Source organism: Flavobacterium sp. RHBU_24, from assembly GCF_046613695.1.
In the GTDB taxonomy this organism is placed as follows: Bacteria; Bacteroidota; Bacteroidia; order Flavobacteriales; family Flavobacteriaceae; genus Flavobacterium.
Genome location: NZ_JBKJHD010000005.1, coordinates 54403 through 78365, shown reverse-complemented (window position 1 = coordinate 78365; position 23963 = coordinate 54403). Strand labels below are relative to the sequence as shown.

Here is a 23963-nt window from a genome sequence, read left to right as displayed (position 1 = left end):
ACCCCCGGCCCCTCTCCGAAGGAGAGGGGAGTCTGGAACGGGTACAGTTTCTGTCATCGCAATGACAGAAACTGCTATTCAGGCCCGAGTGAAGCTGCTCCCTCTCCTTCGGAGAGGGCTGGGGTGAGGCCTATATGCTCCAAAATGCGATAACAAACGCCAGTACCGATACAATTATCTCGATCATAAAAATGGTATAGGTAATGCGCAGCAGCTTATACTTACGGTTGAGTACCAGCCCCAGATAATACAGGTCTTTTACCAGCGAGCCATACACATAATCGCGGTCTTTCATCATCTCGCCTATGGCGGCTTCATACTGGGGTAGCGACATCTTGTAAAAGTTGCCAAAGAACAGCAGGTTTATCTTGCGTTCGTCAATATCTTTTTGGGTAAAATTGCCCGTATTAACTTTCGGCCTTGTAGATAAAATTGCAAATACGATAGATAATGTACTGAATGCCATTAATATAAATGTAGGCAATATAAGGTGGGCATTACCGGGTGTATCAAGCTTGGGAATGAGGGTGCTCAGCGATATCGATATGATAATAGCGTTAACCGATAGCAGTATGTTTGCCTTACTGTCGGCAATGTCGCTCAGGCGGGTGTGGTTGCTTAGCGTTACGCGAAACATGGTGTCTATACCGCGGTCGGGCTTTTCGGCCTTGGCTTCCTTCTCCTTTTTCTTTTTGTCTTTCTTTTTCTTAGAGCTGTCCACCAAGTTTATTGTGTCCTGTATCAAGGCTATGTTATGGTTTTTTTTAGGCTGCAATATTGTCTTGCCGTAATTAGTATAATAGCGGTGCTTGTGCAGCAGCATCAGGCGGTTTATCACGCACCACTCAAGGTCGCTAAAGTCCTTTCCTTCGGTAATTTTCCATTCTTCGCGCAGCAATTCTGCCAGTTGCAGGTAATTTGGGTCGGCAAAGTGTGCGTTATCGGCATCTTTAATAGCATATTCCAGTATATCGGCGGGCTCCTGGTGCATCTGGGTGGCCAGTATCAGGCGCGAAACTTTAGCCGCTTTTCCGGCAGGATAATGGTGTTCTTTCAGGAAGTTCAGCGCATAGGCGCTGCTGCGGGTTTCATGCCCCCCGGCACCCTCAGTATAGCCGGTGTCATGAAACCAGGCCGCAAGGGTAAGTATTTCAGTATCTTCCGGGCTTAGGTTTTCGCCCTGTGCTATATCTTTAGCGGCGTTAACTACACGTAAAGTATGGTTAAAATTGTGGTAAATATAATCAGGAGATAACCTATCTTTGAATAGGTGGAACACGTTGTTTTCTGATTTTTCAAGGATATCCATCAGGCATGATAATTAATACTACCAAATTATGAAATTCTTTTGGCATGGCGGCACACCGGTACAAATTAAGTTACTGGCCCTGGCCGCTGTTATCATAAGCGCTACATCGTGCGCTACAAACCACCCTCAATATGGCAGTAAGGCACAGCTGCCTGGCCGCGATACCATAGTGCGCCACGATACCCTGGCACACCGTTTTTACCTGGTAGGCGATGCAGGCTATGCCAGCCAGCCAAACGGCGCGCGCCTGCTACAGGCCGTAACGGAACGAATTTCGGGCGACGATAAAAACACCACGCTCATTTATATGGGCGATAATATTTACCCCTTGGGCATGCCCAAAGAAGGAAAGAAAGGCAGGGCAGAAGCCGAGGCGTCGCTTAACGCGCAGCTGGATGTGGCCAAAAAGTTTAAGGGCGCTACCTATTTTATACCCGGTAACCACGACTGGTACCACGGGCTTGACGGCCTTAAAGAAGAGGAAAAACTGGTAGAAAAGGCACTGGGCAAAAAAACCTTTTTACCCGGTAAAGGCTGCGGTATCGACGCTACCGAAATAACCGATAACATTACCCTGATTACGGTAGATAGCGAGTGGTTTATAGAAAACTGGGACGATTACCCCACCATGAACGACGATTGCGACATAAAAACACGCGAAGGCTTTTTCCTGGAGATAGAAAGCCTGCTCAATAAAAATCAGGATAAAACCGTGCTCTTTGCTATACACCATCCCATGCTTACAAACGGCGCGCACGGCGGGCAGCTTTCGCTGCGCAAAGAGCTGTACCCCTTAAAATATAAATTTCCCATGCCCATTGCAGGCTCGTTTATGAACTTTGTACGGCGTACCTCCGGCGGCAGCCCGCAGGATATACAAAGCAAAATATACCGCAACATGTCTGCACGCATACGCACGCTTTTAGAGCCGCATGATAACGTAGTGGTTATTTCGGGTCACGACCATAACCTGCAATATGTAGAGAAAGACAACATCCGCCAGGTAATCTCAGGGGCGGGAAGTAAAGAAGAAGCCGCCCGCGCGGTTAACGAGCACGACTTCTCATACGGGGGCCGCGGCTATGCCACCCTCGATGTGTTTACCAGCGGCATTATTGGCGTAAAATATTATAAAGTAACCGATACCTCCGAAGAAAAAGTATTTGAGGTGCGCCTGCTCGATAATGTAAAGCCGCAGCCAAAAGAATACCCGGCAAGCTTCCCTAAAGATACACTGGCTACCATTTATACAAAAGAAGAAACCACGCACAGCAACTTTTATAACTTTCTGTTTGGGCACCATTACCGCAAGTATTACAGCACGCCGGTTAGGGCCAGGGTAGCGGTGCTCGATACGCTCTATGGCGGACTTACCGTAGGCCGTGCGGGCGGCGGGCACCAGAGTAATTCGTTAAGGATAACCGACAAAAAAGGCCGTGAGTTTGTAATGCGCGCGCAGCGTAAAAGCGCCACAAGGTTTTTACAGGCGCAGGCGTTTAAAACCCGTTATGTGGGCGATGCCTTTGAGGATACCTTTGCCGAAAGTTTCCTGCTCGATTTTTATACGTCTTCGCACCCGTATACGCCGTTTATTATAACCGATCTTGAAGAAGCGGTAGGCATATACCATACCAATCCTGAGCTGTATTATATCCCTAAGCAAAACGCGCTGGGCACGCAGAACGAAAAATTTGGCGATGAGTTATATATGGTTGAGGAGCGCCCTACCGATGAGTTCAAAAAGCTGGAAAGCTTTGGTAAACCCGATGGGATAGATGGTGTGGATGATGTATATGCGGCACTTCGGGAAAGCAAAAAGACGGTTATAGATGAGAAAGCCTATATACGCGTGCGGCTTTTTGACCTTATGGTGGGCGACTGGGACAGGCACAGCGACCAGTGGCGCTGGGCAAAGTTTAAAGAGGCCGACAGTACCTACTACCGTCCCATACCGCGCGACCGCGACCAGGCGTTCCCTAAATATGGAGGGGCATTGCTATCGCTGCTTATGAAGGTGCCCCCGCTGCGCTACATGCGCCACTATGAAGATGATGTGCCCAATGTTAAATGGCAAATGAAGCAGGGCTACACCCAGGATGTGGCCTTTATAACCAAAAGTACAGAGCAGGACTGGATAAACGAAGCCCTCTACCTTCAGCAAAACTTAACTGACAAGGTAATTGATGACGCTTTTGCAAAGCTGCCGCCGGAAGTAATAGACGGTGATACCGAAACCATAAAGCGCAACCTGAGGGCACGCCGCGACAAGCTGCTAAAGTACATTCCCCAATACAGGAAGGCGCTGCTAAAAACCGTGCTGCTTACCGGTACCGATAAAAAGGAGAAGTTTGTGGTAAGCCGTGAGCCGAAAGGCATTACTAAAGTGGAAATATACAGCCGCAGGAAGGCCGGCGATTCACTGGTGTTTTCGCATTCGTATGACAGGAAAATCACGAAAGAACTGTGGCTGTACGGCCTCGACGACAACGATGTGTTTGAGGTAAAAGGCAATCCATCTAAATCCATACTGCTGCGCCTGATAGGCGGGCAGAACCATGATGAATACATTGCTGATAATGCCCGCCGCGTAAAGATATACGACTTTAAAAGCAAGGACAACACCTATGCCGCAAAGGGGGCAGCCCTTAAGCTGACGGATGATTATGAAACCAATCTTTACAATCCTAAAAAGCCCGACTATAATATTTTTACGGCATATCCTTCAATAGGTTTTAACCCTGACGACGGCGTAAAACTGGGTGCGTCTGCGGGTTATGTGGTAAACGGCTTTAACCGCAGGCCGTATTCGCAAAAGCATAAGCTTACCGCAAATTACTTTTTTGCAACCAATGGCTTTGAACTTATTTACCTCGGTATGTTTATGAACGTGGCAAGCAAATGGAACTTCGCGCTCGATGCCCGATATACCAGCCCTAACTTTAGCATCAACTACTTTGGCAGCGGTAATGAAACGGTTAATAATGATGATAGCCTGGGGATGGACTATAACCGTGTAAAGCTACAGGTGTTCCGGGTGTCGCCATCGTTTTTCAGGGAGGGGCGCAACGGCAGTTTTATGGAGCTCAAGGCCGATTTTGAAACCATAGAAGTAGACGGATCTAACAACCGGCTGGTAAATGTGCCGGGCGTAATATCTGATTATTTGTTTGAGCACCGCCAGTTTGCCGGTATAAAGGCCACCTATGGGTTTGAAAATTTTGACAATGCATCACTGCCTGTAATGGGTACCCGCTTTAATGCCACGCTGGGCTACAAGGCCAGCCTCGACCTTTTTGAACGCAACTTTACCCATGCTGAAACGGGGGTTACGTTTTACCATAAGGTAACGCGCAACGAACGCCTTGTTTTTGGCACAACCTTTAACGGTAAGTTTATTTTTAATAACAATTATGAGTTTTACCAGGGCAGCATGCTGGGCGGCGAGGCCGGGCTACGCAGTTTCCGCCGCGAAAGGTTTAACGGGCGTTCGGCGTTCTTTAACAGCAACGACCTGCGCTATAAACTGGGCACATTTAAGAGTGTTGCGCCCATTACCTACGGCCTTACCGGTGGGTATGACTATGGCCGCGTATGGCTGCCGGGAGATAACTCGGATAAATGGCACCAGAGCGTGGGGGGCGGGCTTTGGCTTAATGCCGCAGATGCTGCTTCGGCCTTTATAAGCTGTTTTTACGGCAGCGACGGCGCGCGTATAGCGTTCCGCTTAGCGGTTGGCTTTTAGGTCGGCAAGGTTAAGCGTGTAGAGTTTTCCGCCGGTACGCTTGTCTCGTTCATCGGCTATGTAAAGCGTAGTATTGTCCTTAAAGCAAATGCCTTCTTTTTGGGTAAGCGCTCCTAAATCGTAAGATGTAACTGTGCCATTGGCAAAATCATCGCCTTTAAAATTGGTTATCAGCCAAAGTTTGCTTCCGCTTACCAGGGCCACCGTTTTACCGTCAGGGCTTATATCGGCACCGGCTATGGCACATTTCCTAAAGCTTTCGCAGGTTTTAAAGCTTCCCGAAGGTGTGGCGCTTTGGTAGCCTTTTTGGTTTTTTAGCTTGTGTACCAGTACTGTGCCGTCGCTCTCAAAATTGCGGTTTTTGCTGAACAGGTAAAAGTAGCCGTTATATTCAAAAAAGGCTTCGCAGTCAAAATTACGCTCCCTCCTCCCGGGCGGGAACTCCTTTTGGCCGGGGTAATAAAAGTTTATGGTATACTGTACATCCCCCGGCGCATTGGGGTCAATTTTATAAATGGCAAGGTTTTGCCTGTCGTTATCGTTATTGCCAAAGTCGCCTATATACAGGCTGCCGTCTTTATCAGATGTAATATCTTCCCAGTCGTTATTCTTTATACCCTTCACTTTAAATCCCTCATCTATTCCCGTGGCAGGGTCCAGCTTGTATATTTTATCCTTGTTGCCGCTGTCTTCATGGGTCCACAATATGCCATTTGCATATTCCAGGCCCGAAGCTTCGTTAAGTGCCAGGGTTGCGGTTTCCTGTAATATAGGGTTATCCTGTTTTGTTTTGCTGTCGGCACAGCTGCTTAAAAACAGGCAAAGGGCAAAGGGGAATAACATTCGCATAATGATAATATATACCCTAAAGGTAAGTATAAGTACGTTAATAAAAATAAAAAACCACCGGGATGCATTCCGGTGGCCTTTAAAATATATAAACTACTTACTATATTAAGGTGTTTAGCCTACGGGTGCGTCATACCATTGGGTAACCTGCCAGCATACAACATTTGAGTATTGTTTGCCATTTACACCGTAAATCCTCAGCCTCCACCTGTAGCAGGGCAGTAATTCAGACGGCATGGCTTCTACGTAGGGCAGTACCGTGTTAGGGTTTGTAAACAATCCGCCGTATTTAGAAAAAATTGTGCCTGTACCCGTAGTAAAGCTTTCGCAGTCTGTTGCCTGGTATTCCAGGTATACTTTAAAGCCCATACCTGTGGCAACCGGCGTAGGTACATCGGCAACAAAATGCCATATAGGGTTAAGCCCGCCAAAGTTTTCAATATGTGCAGGCAGTGTAGTGTAACATGCGCCTACTATAGGTGCAGGAAGTTCAGGATCGGGCTTGCTTGTCGAAGCGCTACTGCTGTCAACAGCCATATTGTCCTGGTTTGTAATTATTTCATCGGCATCTGTAGAACAGGCTACTGCTAAAAGCAACATTAGGGGGAGTAATAATATTTTTTTCATTGTAAGGTTGTTTTGATGTGTCAAACATATAACCTCTGCGATACATAAAAAACACAAAGACTGAAAAAACGTTGAACGGCTTTTTTTTGGCGACAAATAGCTGCGTTGTACTGATAAGCCGGCTGTTAAGCATGCGTTAATTGGTTTGCTATTACAATAGTACAGGGGTAACTTTATACTTTGATGATAAACAAGATTCTATGGCAAACGATATAAGCATACCGGCGCAGCACCAAAACCACCAGCCCGGTGATGAGCATAAAATGACAGCGGAGCCGGAGTCTATTCGCAAGAACTATAAAGGCAGTGGCAAGCTGGCTGGCAAAACCGCGCTTATAACCGGTGGCGACAGTGGGATAGGCCGCAGTGTTGCAATACATTTTGCGCGCGAAGGTGCAGCTGTTGCCATAGTATACTTTGATGAGCATGAGGATGCCCAAAAAACAAAGGAACTTGTTGAAGCCGAAGGCCAAAAGTGCCTGTTGTTGCCGGGCGACCTTAAGAATGAAAAATTTTGCCGCGAGGCTGTAGCGCAATCCGTTGCCGGATTAGGCGGTCTGAATATTGTGGTGAACAACGCCGCGGTGCAGTTTCCTAAAAAAGATATACAGGCCATTAACCCGGCCCAGGTGCGGGAAACTTTTGAAACCAATATTTACCCGTTCTTTTATATTACGCAGGAGGCACTCGGGTATATGAACGCAGGCGACTGCATTATAAACACCACGTCGGTAACGGCATACAGGGGCAGCGAGCACCTGCTGGACTACAGCAGCACTAAGGGGGCAATAGTGTCTTTTACCCGATCAGCGGCAGGCATGCTTGCAAAAAAAGGCATCAGGGTAAATGCCGTTGCTCCGGGCCCTATCTGGACTCCGCTGATACCATCTACCTTTACGGCAGATGAAGTGGCTAAATTTGGCAAAGATGTACCTATGGAACGCCCCGGCCAGCCCAGCGAGGTAGGGCCCGCTTATGTGTTCCTGGCCAGTAGCGATGCTTCTTATATTACCGGGCAGGTGCTGCATGTAAACGGGGGTGAGGTTGTAGGGGGATAGAATTAAATATGAAAAGACAGTAACAGATTATAAAAACCGTAAAAATTATACAATTATGGAAACAAGCAAAACAGGCAGGGTATATACAAAAGACCCTGTAACAGGAAACGAAAGCACAGAGACTAAAAAAGTTATGCCCGATACTACATTGCCGTATGAAGACCCGGCAATAATAAACCCGCAGGAACTGGCTACATTTCCCAAACCGGCACCCATAGTAGATGCGGCTGACGTAGAAGAGGAAAACAGGACCCATACTCTACATGAAAAACGTTCACCATTGCGCGAAGGCCGCAATATAGTGCGTACCGATACTAACAGCAATACTACCGATGGTTTTATGTAAGCAGTAGCTTAACTTAATTAAAACATCGCATAAAACAAAAATCCCGGAAAAATTACTTTCCGGGATTTTTTTGTATCAATTACTAATCTCTTAGTGTGTAATCTGTTTAAGCACTTCCGGCTTCGCCTCAAGCTTTGCCATTTTTTCAGGTGTAAGGGTAGCCCTTACCTTAGCCTCAATAGTTTGTGCAATTATCGCTTTGCGATCTTCGCTTTTTGACACCTGCTCAAGCTCGCGGTATTTGTATTCAAACAAACCCTGGAAACTTTGTTTCTCCTGGGCAGAAAGCGCCACAACTTTATCAAGTGCAGCAACATCTTTTTTAGCAGACTCTGCAAATGAAGACTGTGTGGCTACAGCGGCTTTAGCGGGCCTGGCGGTAGTTTGGGCACTGGCGGTAACGCCAAATCCAAGCATCATAACAACAAGGGCAACTATTTTTTTCATAACAAATGGTTTTTTGTTTAGTGTTAATATCCCCAAATCTACTTAATTTACAAAACAACACAAAACTTTAACACATAAAATTTATTTTCTACCCACATTTTTAGAATGTTCCCCTCTTTTAGGGCCTTCCTGCCTGGCAGCTTTCATTTTCTCAAATTTTGTAAACTGCTCCGGTGTAAGTATCTTTTTCATTTCGCGCTGCATGGCTATCTGGCCATCAAGCATTTTACTTTTTGCGGCAAAGCGCTCGTCTGCTGTCAGTTGTTTTCCGTCCTCTTTATTCGCTTTATGCTGGGCAATTAACTGCTGCCTGCTGTTTTCACGCTCCAGTATAAGTTTTTTCACCTCTTTTTGCTGTTTGTCGTCAAGCCCAAGCGCCAGGGTAAGCTGTTTCGCTTTAAGTTCGGTACGCTGCTCCGGTGTTAGTTTTTCATGGCGTTCTTTGGCCTGCGCCATACGGTCCATTTTCCTTTCACCATGCTGGGCGTTCATTGCTACACCCGTAATCATCATCATTGCTAAAATCCACGTTTTCATAAGGTATAATTTTTAATGTTATATATATAAGACCGCACATGTAAAAAAAGGTTTAATTAAATCATGTTAAAGTTTCAATTTGTGGGTTTTGCCCGTTACCTTTGTCCCCGTGAAATACCTGGCTTTAATAGTGGTGTTGCTGTTTCTGGCGCGGCCTGTAGTGCCTGTGGCCGAGTATATAATTAATTATGATTATATAGCCAATGTGCTTTGTGTAAATAAGGCAAAGCCACAGATGCACTGTAACGGTAAGTGCCACCTTATGAAAGAACTTGCCAAAACATCCGGGCAGGAGAACCCCGTTTCTTCCGGAAAAAAAGCGGGCCACGCCACCCCCGAAGTGCTTTTTTTCCAGCCGCTTCAGTCATTAGCACTTACCGCTCCCGTAAAAGTAGTATCGCCAAAACAACTCCCTGTATATAACTGTTTGTATTCCCGGCTTTGCACCGGCACAGTGTTTCATCCGCCTGCGGTTATTTCTTAAAGATATAATGTAATTTTTTCTGCTGCACTGTAGCCGAAATTTCTCTTGGTGCCTTTTTGGGCACTAAGCCATAGCACTTATAATTTAATAAATAAAAAATGAAACTAAAATATATCCTTACCACTTTTATAGTGGCCGCTACCCTTATATCTTGTACTAATAGTGATGATACCGCTACTAACGTTTCGGGGATGGGAACCCTTAATGTGGAGTTTGACAATGCCTTTGCAGGAGACGACCTGCTCCTTAACAGCCAGGCCTATACCACATCGCAAAATGAAGTGCTTACTATAAGCACCGTAAAATACATTGTAAGCAATATTGTACTTACTAAACAGGATGGTACAACGGTTACCTACCCAAAGGGCGAAAGTTATTTTATTGTAAACGAGTCTGATGAAAGCACCCATGTGCTTGAATTGAGCAATATCCCTGCGGGCAACTATACCAAAATAAAATTTGGCATTGGCGTAGACCAGGGCCAGTTTAACGCCGGTGCTGGTGGTCAGGGCGATTTCCTTGCCCTTGCCCAGGCCCAAGGCATGCTGTGGAGCTGGAGTGCTGGTTATAAATTTGTAGCTTTTGAGGGCACGTTTACATCAGCTACCGTTGCCGATGCTACACCGTTTATGGTACATACCGGGCAGATAGGCACTGCTTATAACTATACCGAGATAACCCTGAACCTGCCTACACAGGCACTGGTGCGCCAGGACATTACCCCGCAGGTACACATAGTAACCGATGTTTCTAAATTTATTGACGGCACTAATAAGATAAACCTGACCGCTAACAACAGCATGGGTATGGGCGCGATGATTATGGGTGGCGGGGCGCTGCCACTTATTACTGATAACTTAAGCGGCGCGTTTACGGTAAACCACGTACACAACGACTAGTACGTTTATCTTATGAAAGTTATTTATTTAACGGTGTTGTTACTGCCTTTGCTCTTTAGTTGCGATGGCAGTGACGACTCCTATCACGATGTGCCGCTGGCCGTTGTTCAGCCTTCTAATTTTCCTGCGCTTACGTATGATGTTTCGCAAAACCCACCTACGCAAAGCGGTTTTGAACTGGGCAGGAAGTTGTTTTATGATGGCCGCCTTAGCAGCGATGGCCTGGTAAGCTGCGCGTTTTGCCACATACAGGAAAACGCGTTTACCCACCACGGGCATACGGTAAGCCACGGGGTAGACAACCGCGTGGGTACGCGTAATTCGCCGGCCATACAAAACATGGGCTTTTCAACCACCTATATGTGGGACGGCGTTACCAGCCACCTCGACCTACAGCCGCTTATACCCCTTACCAGCGAAATAGAAATGAACGGTAACCTTAGCGGTATACTTGCCATGATGAAGGGCGATGCGCGCTATAAAAAACTGTTTGCACAGGCATTTCCGGGACAAGAAATAAATACGGAAAATATGCTTAAGGCACTCTCGCAGTTTATGGTAATGATGGTAAGCAGCAACAGTAAGTTTGACAAGTACCGCCGGGGTGAAGAAGGCGCTACCCTTACTCCGGATGAGCAGGAGGGCTACACACTCTTTAACCAAAAATGTGCCGCCTGCCACGCTACCGACCTGATGACGGATAATTCGTTCCGCAATAATGGCCTTGCGGTAAACCCGCAGGTTAACGATGTGGGCCGTTATAAGGTTAGCGAGGCTGCTGCCGACTATTATAAGTTCCGCGTACCCAGCCTGCGTAATGTGGCGCTTACCGCGCCTTATATGCACGATGGAAGGTTTGGTTCGCTACAGTCGGTGTTGAACCATTACAGCTCCGGCATTGTTAACAGCCCTACGCTCGACCCGTTGCTTAACAACAACGGCACATTGGGCATACCGCTATCACTACACGAAAAAGAGGTAATAATAGCGTTTTTAAATACCCTTACCGATACCGATTTTATTACAAATACATCATTTAGTTACCACGATTAATGAAAAAAAACATAATGTACTGCATGCTAACTCTTTTTTGCCTTACGCGAATGATTGCTACAGAAACACCGCCGCCCGATTTTAAAAAATACTTATATGAGTTTGACTGCGATGCCTGTGGCTGCTCGGCAAGCGGGGGCGGGATGGGATTTAGCTCTATGATAGATGCTAACTTTATAGGCGTGCGGTATTTTTACCAGAGCTACACCAGCCGCGACGGCATTTTTAATAACTCGCCCTGGGTAGAAGAAAATTTTAATACCGTACAATTATGGGCGCGTATACCTGTTTTTAAAAACTTCCAGTTTTCTGCACAGTTGCCTTACCATACTTTTAACCGCAACCGGAGTACCGGCCATGAGCAGATAGACGGCCTGGGCGATACCACGATTATGGGCCTGTATACGCTGTGGCAAAAAACCGCCGACAGCACCACAGTGGCCACACATACGCTACAGGCGGGCGGTGGTGTTAAGGCCCCTACCGGAAAATATGACAGCGCTAACAACGGCAGCGTTAACCCCAGCTTTCAGTTAGGTACTGGCAGCTGGGATTATCTCATAGCGGCCGAATATGTTGTAGCCTATAAGAAAACAGGGATTAATGCCATGGCTAATTATGTGCTTAAGACCGAAAACAATAAGGAATACCAGTTTGGCAACCAGCTTAACTATGCGGCGACCGCTTTCTACATGATAGAGAAATCAAGGTATACGCTCGTACCCCAGGCAGGTATAGCGGGCGAGGTATATGCCACAAACTGGCAGCACAACCTGGAAGTGCCGCAAACAAAAGGAGGTATAGTGCTGGCAAAGGCAGGGCTTGAGGCCGGGACAGGCAAATTTTCCATAGGGATAAACGCAATGTTGCCGGTAAGCCAAAACCTTACCGGGGGCAGGGTACAGGCTAATTACCGCTGGTCTTTAAATTTTAATTACAGTTTGTAGTTATTACAGCAGGGCCTATAATAAAGATGGCACCCTTACAGGTGCCATTCTCCACTTTCAACGGTTTTCTCCTTGCCGATGCAGCTATAACTACTTAACAGTTGCAGTTATGATATAAGCTCGTTAGTACTCCAGTATGCTAAAAGTTTTTTAGTACTAACTACATAGTCTTCATGTTTCAGGGGTTTAACCACATACCCGGCTATACCCATATCGTAGCAGTCTTTAATATCAGTATGGTTGTTAGACGTAGTGAGTACAATGGTGGGTATGTACTTTCTAACAGCGTCTTTTTTAATAATCTTTAAAAATTCTAATCCGCTTACCTTCGGCATATTAAGGTCTAAAATAATAATATCCGGGTTAAGAGACCTGTCTTTAAGCAGGTTTAAGGCATCTTCACCGTTATGGGCTTCGGTAATTTTGTGTTTTGTTTCAAGGTTTTTAATCACACGGTTAAACTTCATTATCTCAATCGCGTCGTCTTCTACTAAAAGTATGTTTAAAGGCCTTGACATGTTCTTTATATTTAAGTCACAAAGATACAAAGTAACTATTGCCTGCGGGGTGCTATTAGCCTAACGGTACACCACTATCGGTGAATGGTATGTTTGAAGCGTTGAGTTGAATTTTAAATATTTAAATTCAAATTTTAATTAATAATGGTCGTTTTTACTATAACATATTAAGCCTTTTCATCAGCTCAGGGCGGTTAGCGCGGCTTACCGGTACCACATCCTTACCTATCAGCACGCTGTTGTCTTCTATATCTACAATTTTCTTTGTGTTTATAATATAGGTGCGGTGCACTTTAAGGAACAGGTGAGCAGGCAGTTTTTCCTCAATCTTTTTAAGGGTGCTGTGCACTATATAGTTTTTGCCTTCGGTTTTTATGTGGATGTAATCGCCTTTAGCCTCTACGAGGTTAACCGATTGTATGTCTATCTTTATTAGCCTTCGGTCTATGTTTACATAAAACTCTGTAGCCGTATCGGCAGGCTGCACGACAGGGACTTCTTTTGTATCTGGTGCCGTGTTACTGCCCGAAGCAGGGGTAGCGGTAGCAGGCGCTTCTGCAGCAGCACCCCTTATTGATTTTGCCTTGCGTACTGCCCTTAAAAAGCGCTCTTCGGTAATGGGCTTTACCATATAATCTACAATACAATCATACTCAAACGCCTCTGTGGCAAAATTTTTGTCAGATGTTACCAGTACTATACAGGGTGGGTTTTTTATGGTTTGTATAAAATCAAACCCTGTAAAATCGGGCATATGTATATCAAGAAAAATCAGGTCGGTCGCGTCGCCCTCCTGGTTAAGGTGCTTCATTGCCTGCATGGCGTTGCTGTATTCGCCGCTAAGGGTAAGTTCAGGGTCACGGCCTATCATACCGGCAATAATAGTGCGGGCCATCCCTTCATCATCTACAATTATGCAGTTCATGGTTTAGCTTGTAATTATAAAGTGGCTACAAAACTTTGCATGTTTTGCAATAAAACTGCAAATGCTCCGGCCTCTTCAGTTGTGTTGTTTTTTAGGTGTTCTTCGTATTGTTCGGCAAGGTAATAACTTTTTTCCAAACCTAAAATGCTAATCTTGTGTTTCAGTTTGTGCACATGCGCGGCTGCCGCCTTGTGGTCGTTACTATTCAGGGCCTCAAAATACACGGCAATCTCTGCGGGCAGTTCATTTTGTATAGTGCTTACCAGCTTTTCCCTAAAGGCATCGTCATCGCCTGCCAGGCTGTTTATATAATCAAGGTTGGGTTGTTCCATATTTTTGGTAGCGTAAAATAAAACGTTGTGCCCTGGTGCTCGATGCTTTCCAGCCAAATGCTCCCGTTGTAGTAAGCCACAATCTTTTTTACAATAGATAGCCCTATACCCGATGACTGGCTGTTATTATCAAGTTTAGTAAATATATTAAATATTTTATTAAAATATGCTTCGGGGATACCCTTTCCGTTGTCTTTTATAAAAAATCGGTATTCTGTATCATTTTCAGTGCAGCCCACTTCTATCAGCCCCTGCTCCTTGTCGTTATATTTAATGGCGTTGTCTATTATGTTTTGAAAAAGCTGCCTAAAGCGGTAATAGTTGCCTTCTATTCTTGGCAGGCTGCCTACAATGTGCAGTGAAATATTTTCCGGAAGCATTATCGTGCGCCGTATCTCATCCAGCAACACATTAAAATCAATAACCCGGTTTTCAGAATCCAGTTTGTCAATAGATGAATAGTTAAGGATGCCCCTGATAAGCAGGTCCATTTTTTCTACATTAAACAAAATAAGGTTTAATGATTTAACAGAATCTGCATCGAGGATGTCTTTATTATCGGCTATTACCCAGGTTATAAGGGTATTTATATTGCGCAGTGGCGCCTTAAGGTCGTGGCTTACCATGTGCGCATACTCGTTAAGCTCCTGGTTTTGCTTCTCCAGGCTTTTAAGCAGCCCTTCGCGCTGGCTGCTTATTTTTACAATTTCCTCGGTTTGCTTTTTAATATATTCGGCGGGGTTAAAGTGCTCTCCCCCGGTGGTTTCTACCGAAAGGTTCATAGAAAAAAGTATCGATTGCAGGTCGTTGTTTATCGCCTTTAGGCTTTGTGCTTCTTCCCGCAGGCGGGCATTTGCTTCAAACAGCTCGTCAGAACTTAGTTTCATAGACGTTTGAAGCATGTTTATCTGTTCTACATAGTTAGCATACGAATGTTCTACCGCTTTCAAAAAAGCCTCCATCCCCGTGGTATCTACGCCCACAAGGAACTTATCCATTTGCCTGCTAAGTAACGATTTTATCATTCGCTAATAAGTGTAAGTGTCATGGTCTGGTTGTGCAGTTCGCAGCTTTTAGAGTTAAAAAACGGTGCCATTTCGCCATAGCTGTAAAAGCCTGCCAGGGCAGTGGTGGTGCCCACAACCTCCTGCACCTGTTCTATCTCTTCCTCAACCTGCTGGTCCATGAGCGACTTGCGGCCCACGCAGCTTATAAGCAGGGCGGCCTCCGGCCTTTTAGTGCGGCCCATCATGGCATGTTCGGCCGCCTCGCGTGCACCGTCTACAATGCCGTGTACCGAGGCCATAAGGAGCTGCGATTTGCTGCCTTCGGGGCAGTTGCCTGCCAGTATGATAGAGTTGTTATCGGTCTCTATGTTAAGTATGGTACGGGTTATGGAGTAGTCTTTTCCCGGGGGCGTAATGCTAAGGGGGTAGGAGAGCAGCGAAATAAGTTCCTGGCTTGCCTTTTCGCCCAGGTATTTTTTATATAAATCCAGTGCTGGCTTGCCGTCTATTTCATACAGTATATTGCCTTCAGATTTTGTTACTATGCGTTCCGGCCCAAAGGGCTGCCACCCGCCAAAGCTGGCGTATGTTATCTCCAGGTCTTTGCCATAAAGGCCTACAAGCACCGCCTCACCCTCTTTAGGCGCTTCGTTATAGGATGCTACAGAGCATTCAAAGCGTGCATCGTCGCCGCAGAGGCCGCCGGTAATGGCAACGCCGTTTTTTATAGCGCTTTCAAGGCCCGCTATAAGCGCGCTGCCATTAATGTAGTTGCCGCCAGAGAGCGAAAAAACATGGGTAAGCCCATCCTGCGGCAGTTTATTATATAAGGTACTGCCTAAAAGTGCGGCATCGGTATTATGGTTGTAAATATTATCTGTTGCTACTACAAAGGTGCTCTTTTCAAAATCAAGGGCTATAACAGAAAAAGATTCTTCCAGTACGCGGGTACCGGCAATTTCGCCGCCGGTAGAGCCGTATACAAAATGGCTGTAAGGAAACTCGGCTTTTATACCGGCAAATGCCGCTTCATCCTGCAATAAAAGCCTGTTGCCAAAAACAAGTACAAGCGGGTTGCTAAGCATTACTTTGTCTGTTAGGTACTTCCACCCGCCTGCTGTAGTATAATATGCCTGTACTAATTTCATGGTATTTTATTTTTTAGGTAATTGTATAAAAAAAGTGGTGCCGTTTTTAAGTTCGCTTTCCAGCCATACCCTGCCTTTATAGTTATCCGCAATTTTCTTTACGATAGACAGCCCCAGGCCGGTAGATCTTTCATTTTTAATAAGGGACTGAAAAATCTTAAAAATTTTTTGGTGGTTTTCAGGGGCTATGCCCGGGCCATTGTCTTTTACATAAAAGGTATAATGTGCGCCTGTTTCGGTGTAGCCTATGTTTACCAGCCCATGCGGCTTATCTATATAGTTAACGGCGTTGCCTATAAGGTTTTGAAAGAGTTGGTGCATGCGGTAGCGGTCTGCCAGTATTGTGGGCAGTGTGCCATCTACCTGCACGGTTATATTATCAGGTATGTGTATAATGCTTATAATATTACGTACTATTTCATGAAGGTTTATACGCTCTTTATTTACATCGGCCTTGTCTATACGCGAATAGGTAAGCACACCCTGTATAAGGCTGTCCATTTTTTCGAGCTTGTTTTCAATCATGCTTAAATAAAGCGCGGTCTGGTCGCTTAGCCCGCCTTCATTCTCTTCTTTTATCCAGGCAATTAGCGAGTTAATGCTTCGCAGCGGCGACTTAAGGTCGTGCGATACAATCTGGGCATAATCCTCCAGTTCTTTATTGCTTTTTTCAAGGCTTGTTACAAGCTCTTCTTTTTGCCGTTCCAGCTTTTTTCGCTCGGTAATATCTTCTTCTATGGCAAAGTAGCGCGCTATTTCGCCACGCTCATTATACAGTGCCTGGCCCTGTATCTGCGCCCAGTATTTAATTCCGTTTTTTTTGTAGTTTAATATTTCGCACTTAAAGGGCTCGCCTGCCCTTATTTGTTGTGCAAGGTATGCCGCTGTTTCAGGGTTAGTTTCCTTCCCTTGCAGCAGTTTACCCGGTTTTTTGCCTATCAGCTCTGTAATGCTGTACCCGGTTGTTTGTTCAAAGCTTTTGTTTGCCCATTCTATATGCCCATTTTTATCGCACACCACTATAGAGTTAGTATTCTTTTCGGTAATTACCGAGAGGAGTTTTAGCTCTTCTTCCTTTTCCCTCATTTCAGACATGTCTTCAACCATGGCAAAAAACTGTAGCACTTTACCATCATCGTTATATACGGGCTGTCCCTGTATGCGTGTCCAGAAGTATGAACCATCTTTACGGCCGTGCGTTATTTCTACATCAAAAGGTTCGCCTTTATAAAAGCGGTCTATCATGGTATGCAGCTCAACTTTATCTATTGCCGGGTTATTGCCTATCTGTACAGGTGTTTTGCCTATTACTTCTTCACGGCTAAAACCGGTTTGCCTCATATAAGCGTCGTTACACCAAAATATTTTAGCGTCGGGCGTGGTAAAAACAATTCCGTTATTATTAGCGCTGGCCACCATGGCGATGCGGTTTAGCTCTTCGCGGTCTTTTCGCAGCTCCTCACGCTGGTTATTATTTATTTTTAAGAGGTTGCGCAGCTCAAGGGTAGTTATTTCCTGTGTTTTTATAAGTTGCAGCAGGTCCAGCAGCGGGTCATAGTTTGCAAAATCTAAAATGCTAAGGTTTTGCTGCTTTATTTCTTCTAAAGATACAAACCACGGGGAACCAATAAATAAAAAGCAATCGTCCATTTGTTCAAACTGCCCGCGCAGCTGCACATCAGAGCCGGTGCGCGATTCGAGTATTACAAGCTGGGTAAGGTTAGTAAGCAGGCCGGCCGGCGTTATGGTGTCTAAAAAAGGCCGTTTAATGCGGAACAGCGCTTTAAAGCTTTCACCTTCTTTAAGATTGGGGTATAGTTTTGCAATACTTTTGCCAATGGATGTTATATTGAGGTCGCCATCAAGCAGTAAGTGAAAAGGAAAGAGGTTATTAAAACCTTCTTTATTAAAAGTAAATTTTTGCATTACTACCAGGTTATTTTATACACTTCCTCGGTATCGCTAGTGGCCGATACAGCTGTTATGGTTACGTTTTCTTTATAAACTTCCGCCAGGCCGGTCAGGTATCCCCTAAAATATTCGGTCATCCCTTCCCTTTTTTTGCGGTAGTGAAACATCAGGCTGATGTCGTTTATATCAGACAGCCTGAACTCCGGCGGCATAAGTTCCGGGTAAATAAAGCTTATCCGGTTATGGAAGTTAGGTAAATTAAGTAAATAATCACGCAGGGATTCGCCCCTGCCGCTCATTATGGGCTTAAAGCTTGCATTTGTTGTGCGGATTACCTGAAGCCCAAAGTTATACAAAATATTTTGCAGTAGCATGCCGGTACAATCAGCGGTTGCTTTTGCTAATTTATAAGAAATATCGTCGTTATATGGTTGTTCGGTAAGGGTAAAATCAACAGTAACACCACTTTTTTCTACAATAGACTGCCATTTAACCGGGCCAAACGCGGTTTCTGCATACTCTTTTATTGCAATATAAATTACTCCGTACATAAATGCGTTTTATTGCGAAGTAAGTTCGTTTGCGCTCCAGTATTCCAGTAATTTTTTTATACGGTCGGTATAATCTTCATACCGAAGCGGCTTTATAAGGTAGCCGGCTATGCCTATACTGTAGCACTCCATAACATCGCGGTGGTTGTTGCTGGTGCTTAATATTATCGCGGGTATGTACTTAAGCACCTCATCCGATTTTAATATGCCTAAAAATTCAATACCATTTATTTTAGGCATATTAAGGTCAAGCAATATAATGTCAGGTATTATGTTTTTTTCTTTTAATATGGTAAGGGCTTCTTCGCCATTTCCGGCTTCAATAACTTTGTGGCTGAGGCCCAGCGATTTCAGTACCCTATTGAATTTCATTACTTCAATAGCGTCGTCTTCTATCAATAAGATGTTTAGTATTCCTGACATGTGGCAAGTGTGGTAAATAAGGTGTGTATTGTAAAACATCAAAAATACCGTGCATGGTTTTAATAAAATACAACCAACGCTGTTTTGCGGCTTTGTGTCGTTGGGAAGCAATAAAGTTTCGATGAATGGTAATGGTATTGTCAGGTAAATATATTAATTAACAATTTATTAATATATAATAGGGGTTATACGACAGTTCGTCGACACATTAGCTGTTATGGGCTACACAAATAACACGGTAACCGAACTAGGGCCGGTCAAATTGTGTCTCAGCCCTATATTTGTCATGTAAATAAGGAACACAGGATCGTACCTGATATAATAAGACACTACAATAAAAAAATATACTTCAAAAAGCCCCATTATTTTTGAAGACTACTAATGCTACCATGCTAAAAAACCTGCAGCGCCCCAAAGCTGCAGGTTTGTTTTTTTTGTACTATAATGTTATTTAAAATAACCTCTATTTCTCTATATAAACAAGGTGCGATTCAGGGGCATCGTTTACTTTTATGGTTAAAATATAATATCCTTTAGGAAGTGCTGCTACATCTATAACCGCCTCATTATTTGCAACAGGGATATTACTCCTTACAGGGTTGCCCGTAAAATCGTGCAGCGTGGCCGAAATAGCGCTACCTGACGCGGGAAGCACATTTGCATCGCGAATCTTAATGTTTATATAGTCTGTAGCAGGGTTAGGGTATGCCTTGTAATAAAACTCACTTGATGAAGGACAGTCGACTATCGTAAATAAAAACATCACCGGGTTTGCCGCCCCGCAGGGGCTTTCTGCCTGTAGCGTAAAGGCAATAGTGCCGGTTTGATACGTATAGATATAAATATTGCTGCCTGCAATCACGTAATTAAAGTTTTGCGTTTGAGCGTTCAGTTCTAGTGAGGTATAGCCTTTTGCGGTAAATGGAACCACAATAGGGTCTTCATTTTGGCAGAACACATAATTTTCAGCTTCTTCGGGGGTTATAAGGGCATCCATTGTTGAGCTAAGCAACGGTGTACCTACCCAAATATCTTTATTGAGTGTAACGCCGCCACATAACGCCGATGTAATGACAGCCCGTATTTTGACGGCACCCCTATACCCCGGTGTAGATAAAATACTAACATTTGGTGTATTTTGGCCACTGCTTATTGTTCCTGCGCTTGATGGAATTACAGACCATGTTATACCATCTGCCCCTGCGGGAACTGAGAAGGTTTGTAAGCCACAAGCAATAGCCGGGCCGGTTATTTCGATATCACACTTGTATTCACAATCAAAAAAACTACTATTACCGGGATCCGTATCTAGTTCCAAAGCAAGCCAGTTGCCATTCCGGGTATTAAAGCTTATATGAGATTCGTTAAGATTACTGTCAGGAGTATATGATGTAGTAAAGTTTGAAAATGGTGAATCTTTTGGTGATAAAGGCGGATTATCCGATGTGTACTTTTGAAAATAATCGGAATTATTTAAAGTCGTTGTGCCTTTTCCGATGTCTAAAGCGCTTGGTACGGGTATAAAATTAAAATGGTCTACCGATTCGGCTGAAATTCCATAAGTGAAAAACTTATTCTTTACGATTGTATCATCAAAAGAAAATGGTACAGGATAAAAGCCACCGGGATAATAGTCATAGGATAAAATCCCATTAGGATTATTAAAGCCCCTGTTTGTAAGGTTAACAGAAAGATTAATTAAACCCAGAACTTTTTTGGTAAATGTAATTTTACCCCGGTAGATTTCTATATTGTCCCCTACATCCGGCAGTGCTTTAGCTTTAAAATCAAAATTAAATTTACTGTTGCCGGGTAATATCCCTAATAACAATCCTGGCTCATTAAATAAATAGGCCAGGCTGGCATATCCTAAAGTTACAGGATATAAAGCAGTGGCAGAAAAAACGGAGGAAATTAATACTACTAACCACGAGGTTTTACCCTTTCCGTTTAAGGAAAATAACGTGGTTTCCGGTTCAAAATCCTGTGGGTTGGCACAATGGTTACCATTGCTTATGGCTACATTTTTTGTTTGTAAAGGGTAGCCGATGGTGTGCAATTCGTTTTGCCATGCTATGGCTGCACTGTTATCTATTGCAAACGACCCATTAACATTGTTTATAAGCAGTTGCCTGGTGCCGGGTGAATCAATCAGGGTTTTGAGATCCTCAATGGTAATAGGTGAGCCATCACTGGGGTTTATATTCATATCTCCTAGCGGGGTGCCTACAAACTGGTCTGCCAAGTGGCGGGCAAAGTACAATATGCTCAGCGGTATATTGGCACCCTGGTGTGGCCCGTCATGGCTTATATACAGGCTTGTTTTATGGTTCCAGGTGGCCAGGCCGGTGGCAGCCTGTTGTTGCTCCATATCACGCAGGGCATAGCGGCCTATAACGGCACCCATGCTCTGCCCCATAACCACATTGGGCGTAGTGCCCTGTTTTACCGAGTTTACCCATTTTATAATATCCTCAAGCAGGTAGGCATTGCGGTGCAGGTCGTCTTTACCCTTTACCCAGTTTACATAAATGATATCGTATGTGTTAAGTTGATTGAGTAAATTAATTCCTGCTAAAGAAGTATTAAAACGGAATCCTGTATAATCACTTTCACCCAACGGATTTTCTATCCCGAGCAGGCCGCTATCAAAGCCTTCGGCCACTATTAGCGGCTTGCGTATTATACAGTCGTTCAGCGCGTAGTCTATCTCCAGTATGGCCCTGTTTGCCACGCCGGCATAGGCACGCGTACCGGTAAAATCTACCGTGTCTATAGCCGTGCCGCTCACGCAGGGCTGGCTTATGGTGCGCCCCGTGCGGGGCAGTATGGGGGCGCTGCCCGTTACATTAAGTTGTGTGTGGCTGTACAGTACCCTGCCGCCGGTAAGCGTAAGCCGGTATTTCCATTCATACAAGCCTGGCTGGCTGTAGGTTATGGTTTTTACCTGGTTAAGGCTTATGGCCTGGTAGCCGCGGCCATCGGCAAAGTCTATAGCTATGCTTTGCACGGCGGTGCCCTGGTTAGTATACCACAATGCTGCCGGAAGCTGTACCTGCATGCGCAGGTAATTATAGGCCGCTATGGGCGCTGCAATGGCAAATACCTCTTTTTCTTCATAAGGGTTTTGCCATACGCCGTTTATATACTTATCATATATTTTATCATTGTTAACGGTAAGGTAGCCCGGCACGGCATTACTTTTAAAGCGGCTGTATTTATAAAACAGCCCGCTAAGCACTATTTTGCCGGGCTGGCGCAGGGCTTCCCAGTTTGCGTTAAATAGTTTTGGGTCGGCAAGCCCCGTTACGGAGGCATTTACCCGCGCCATAAGCAGGGTGTTATAAATTTCGGTATAAGTACCGCGGTGCAGCATGTTTTCGGCCGAAAGCGTTCCATTATAGGCTGAGAGCTCGGCAAATTCCATGGCATAATCTAACAGCAGCTTATTGGGCACCCTTGTTTTATCAAGGTTGGCAAAAACGGTATTTACCTGCCTTGCATAGTCAGTATCTACGGTTTGCGCCCGCAATGGGGCAATAGCGAGCAACCAGGGCAGTAGTACCCTGAAAAATAATTGGACTGGTTTCATATTAGTAAGGTTTAATTATGTAGTAAAATGCATATCGAACCTTCCCTCGCGTATTTGATGTACAACGCCATTTTCATCCATTACATCAAACCAAAAAGTTCCTGAAACGATATGGTTGGTAAAATCTAATTTAGTGATGGTAAGTTCTCCCGTATATGTACTAGAGGTGAAATTGTTAGTTAAATTGTATGTGTAACTGCCAACAGCATTTCCCTCAGTATATTCAAATAGATTATAGGTTTCCCCTTCGAAGATTTGTTTTCTTTCAGTTCTTAATGTTATACCTTTTAGGTTGGTATGATAATTTGAGGCACCAACTACAAAATAATAGTCTCCATCTACAAATTGATAAAAACAATTTGTAGCATTGGGGCGGTTATCAGGCTTAAACGCCATACCATCTAACAAACATCCAAAGGTATCTTCTCCGGTTTGTGTGGCGGGTGGCAGCTGGCTAACAGGGTCGGCCGGCTTATTGTCGTCATCGTTGTTGCAGCCGGTAAGCGCTAAAAGCGGCAGCACGGTAAGTAAGAGTAATAAGTGTTTTTTCATAGCTAATAATCAATTGGTTGGTGTTGATAAAGCTAATATTTTTGGTAAAATAGTAATATTAATTAACAAAATTTTAACACCCTATTTATGTAGTAAAATGCATATCGAACCTGCCCTCGCGTATTTGATGTACAACGCCATTTTCATCCATTACATCAAACCAAAAAGTTCCTGAAACGATATGGTTAGTAAAATCAAGTTTTGTAATCTTCAATTTACCAGTACTAGTTATAGATGTTGTATTGTCATTTAAATTATAGAAATAACTTCCATAAGCATTCCCATCAACTTGTTCTTTTAAATCAAATTCTTCCCCCTCAAAAATTTCAAGCTTTTGTGTGCAACAACCTATTAAGATATAATTATGACTGCTATCTCTCTTGTTTCCTTGTAAGGCAAAATAATATCCCCCATCCACATACTGGTACACACAATCTAAAGTATTTAAACCGGGTCCGGGCAAAAACGCCTTACCATCTAACAAACATCCAAAGGTATCTTCGCCAGTTTGTGTGGCGGGTGGCAGCTGGCTAATAGGGTCGGCCGGCTTATTGTCGTCATCGTTGTTACAGCCGCTAAGCGCTAAAAGCGGCAGCACGGTAAGGAGGAGTAATAAGTGTTTTTTCATGGCTAAAAATAAGTTAGTTGGTGTTGATAAAGCTAATGTTTTGGTGAAAAATTAATATTAATTAACAAATTTCTAACA

At 44.4% G+C, this 23963-nt stretch carries 23 protein-coding genes; 7 read left to right on the top strand and 16 right to left on the bottom strand.

The annotated features are described in order from the left end of the window. Nucleotides 1-130: 130 nt before the first annotated feature. Nucleotides 131-1309, bottom strand: coding sequence for a Pycsar system effector family protein (locus ACLI09_RS07120; protein WP_411418907.1), 1179 nt, complete (start codon nt 1307-1309; stop codon nt 131-133). Nucleotides 1310-1337: 28 nt separating this feature from the next. On the opposite strand from ACLI09_RS07120, the gene ACLI09_RS07115 reads away from it, so the two are divergent. After that, entirely contained in the window at nt 1338-5051 is a 3714-nt protein-coding gene (locus tag ACLI09_RS07115) for a metallophosphoesterase (protein WP_411418906.1), read from the top strand. Here the strand turns inward: ACLI09_RS07115 and ACLI09_RS07110 are convergent. Further along, on the bottom strand, nt 5034-5900 hold the full coding sequence (locus ACLI09_RS07110) for a hypothetical protein (protein ID WP_411418905.1): 867 nt from the start codon (nt 5898-5900) through the stop codon (nt 5034-5036). The genes ACLI09_RS07115 and ACLI09_RS07110 overlap by 18 nt on opposite strands. Before the next feature lie 114 nt (nt 5901-6014). Further along, entirely contained in the window at nt 6015-6527 is a 513-nt protein-coding gene (locus ACLI09_RS07105; protein ID WP_411418904.1) for a hypothetical protein, read from the bottom strand. 200 nt (nt 6528-6727) lie between these two features. Between ACLI09_RS07105 and ACLI09_RS07100 the strand changes: the two genes are divergently transcribed. Further along, nucleotides 6728-7585 (top strand): SDR family oxidoreductase, encoded by an 858-nt coding sequence (locus ACLI09_RS07100; RefSeq protein WP_411418903.1) that lies wholly within the window; start codon nt 6728-6730, stop codon nt 7583-7585. A gap of 55 nt (nt 7586-7640) precedes the next feature. After that, the gene (locus ACLI09_RS07095; RefSeq protein WP_411418902.1) at nt 7641-7931 is read left to right on the top strand and encodes a hypothetical protein; all 291 of its coding nucleotides are present in this window, start codon (nt 7641-7643) and stop codon (nt 7929-7931) included. Nucleotides 7932-8021: 90 nt separating this feature from the next. Here ACLI09_RS07095 and ACLI09_RS07090 read toward each other — a convergent pair whose 3' ends face one another. Both ACLI09_RS07090 and ACLI09_RS07085 read right to left on the bottom strand, forming a co-directional pair. Continuing rightward, entirely contained in the window at nt 8022-8378 is a 357-nt protein-coding gene (locus tag ACLI09_RS07090; RefSeq protein WP_411418901.1) for a hypothetical protein, read from the bottom strand. Nucleotides 8379-8459: 81 nt separating this feature from the next. Beyond that, complete coding sequence (locus ACLI09_RS07085; RefSeq protein ID WP_411418900.1) at nt 8460-8915, bottom strand: hypothetical protein; 456 nt, start codon at nt 8913-8915, stop codon at nt 8460-8462. 109 nt (nt 8916-9024) lie between these two features. Between ACLI09_RS07085 and ACLI09_RS07080 the strand changes: the two genes are divergently transcribed. The 4 genes from ACLI09_RS07080 (at nt 9025) to ACLI09_RS07065 (ending at nt 12298) form a co-directional block, all read left to right on the top strand. Next, nucleotides 9025-9399: a hypothetical protein gene (locus tag ACLI09_RS07080; RefSeq protein WP_411418899.1), complete on the top strand. Its 375-nt coding sequence runs from the start codon at nt 9025-9027 to the stop codon at nt 9397-9399. 98 nt (nt 9400-9497) lie between these two features. After that, nucleotides 9498-10298, top strand: coding sequence for an MbnP family protein (locus ACLI09_RS07075; RefSeq protein WP_411418898.1), 801 nt, complete (start codon nt 9498-9500; stop codon nt 10296-10298). A 12-nt stretch (nt 10299-10310) separates the two neighbouring features. Further along, nucleotides 10311-11351: a cytochrome-c peroxidase gene (locus ACLI09_RS07070; protein WP_411418897.1), complete on the top strand. Its 1041-nt coding sequence runs from the start codon at nt 10311-10313 to the stop codon at nt 11349-11351. Nucleotides 11352-11374: 23 nt separating this feature from the next. Next, entirely contained in the window at nt 11375-12298 is a 924-nt protein-coding gene (locus ACLI09_RS07065) for a transporter (protein ID WP_411418896.1), read from the top strand. Between the two features lie 107 nt (nt 12299-12405). Here ACLI09_RS07065 and ACLI09_RS07060 read toward each other — a convergent pair whose 3' ends face one another. The 11 genes from ACLI09_RS07060 to ACLI09_RS07010 form a co-directional block, all read right to left on the bottom strand. Then, nucleotides 12406-12816, bottom strand: coding sequence for a response regulator (locus ACLI09_RS07060; protein ID WP_411418895.1), 411 nt, complete (start codon nt 12814-12816; stop codon nt 12406-12408). Nucleotides 12817-12973: 157 nt separating this feature from the next. After that, the gene (locus tag ACLI09_RS07055) at nt 12974-13741 is read right to left on the bottom strand and encodes a LytR/AlgR family response regulator transcription factor (RefSeq protein ID WP_411418894.1); all 768 of its coding nucleotides are present in this window, start codon (nt 13739-13741) and stop codon (nt 12974-12976) included. Nucleotides 13742-13755: 14 nt separating this feature from the next. Continuing rightward, nucleotides 13756-14073, bottom strand: coding sequence for an Hpt domain-containing protein (locus ACLI09_RS07050; protein WP_411418893.1), 318 nt, complete (start codon nt 14071-14073; stop codon nt 13756-13758). Continuing rightward, nucleotides 14046-15098: a sensor histidine kinase gene (locus ACLI09_RS07045; RefSeq protein WP_411418892.1), complete on the bottom strand. Its 1053-nt coding sequence runs from the start codon at nt 15096-15098 to the stop codon at nt 14046-14048. The genes ACLI09_RS07050 and ACLI09_RS07045 overlap by 28 nt, the downstream gene beginning before the upstream one ends. Then, nucleotides 15095-16228 carry an FIST signal transduction protein gene (locus ACLI09_RS07040; RefSeq protein WP_411418891.1) on the bottom strand — a complete coding sequence of 378 codons (1134 nt, stop codon included), beginning with the start codon at nt 16226-16228 and terminating at the stop codon, nt 15095-15097. Before ACLI09_RS07040 ends, ACLI09_RS07045 begins: the two co-directional genes overlap by 4 nt. Before the next feature lie 6 nt (nt 16229-16234). Next, nucleotides 16235-18154 (bottom strand): PAS domain-containing protein, encoded by a 1920-nt coding sequence (locus tag ACLI09_RS07035; protein WP_411418890.1) that lies wholly within the window; start codon nt 18152-18154, stop codon nt 16235-16237. A 2-nt stretch (nt 18155-18156) separates the two neighbouring features. Beyond that, complete coding sequence (locus ACLI09_RS07030; RefSeq protein WP_411418889.1) at nt 18157-18690, bottom strand: heme NO-binding domain-containing protein; 534 nt, start codon at nt 18688-18690, stop codon at nt 18157-18159. A gap of 9 nt (nt 18691-18699) precedes the next feature. Further along, nucleotides 18700-19113 (bottom strand): response regulator, encoded by a 414-nt coding sequence (locus tag ACLI09_RS07025; protein WP_411418888.1) that lies wholly within the window; start codon nt 19111-19113, stop codon nt 18700-18702. A 463-nt stretch (nt 19114-19576) separates the two neighbouring features. Further along, the gene (locus ACLI09_RS07020; protein ID WP_411418887.1) at nt 19577-22705 is read right to left on the bottom strand and encodes a T9SS type A sorting domain-containing protein; all 3129 of its coding nucleotides are present in this window, start codon (nt 22703-22705) and stop codon (nt 19577-19579) included. A 15-nt stretch (nt 22706-22720) separates the two neighbouring features. Further along, entirely contained in the window at nt 22721-23257 is a 537-nt protein-coding gene (locus ACLI09_RS07015) for a hypothetical protein (RefSeq protein ID WP_411418886.1), read from the bottom strand. 85 nt (nt 23258-23342) lie between these two features. Further along, nucleotides 23343-23885, bottom strand: coding sequence for a hypothetical protein (locus ACLI09_RS07010; RefSeq protein WP_411418885.1), 543 nt, complete (start codon nt 23883-23885; stop codon nt 23343-23345). Nucleotides 23886-23963: the final 78 nt, after the last annotated feature.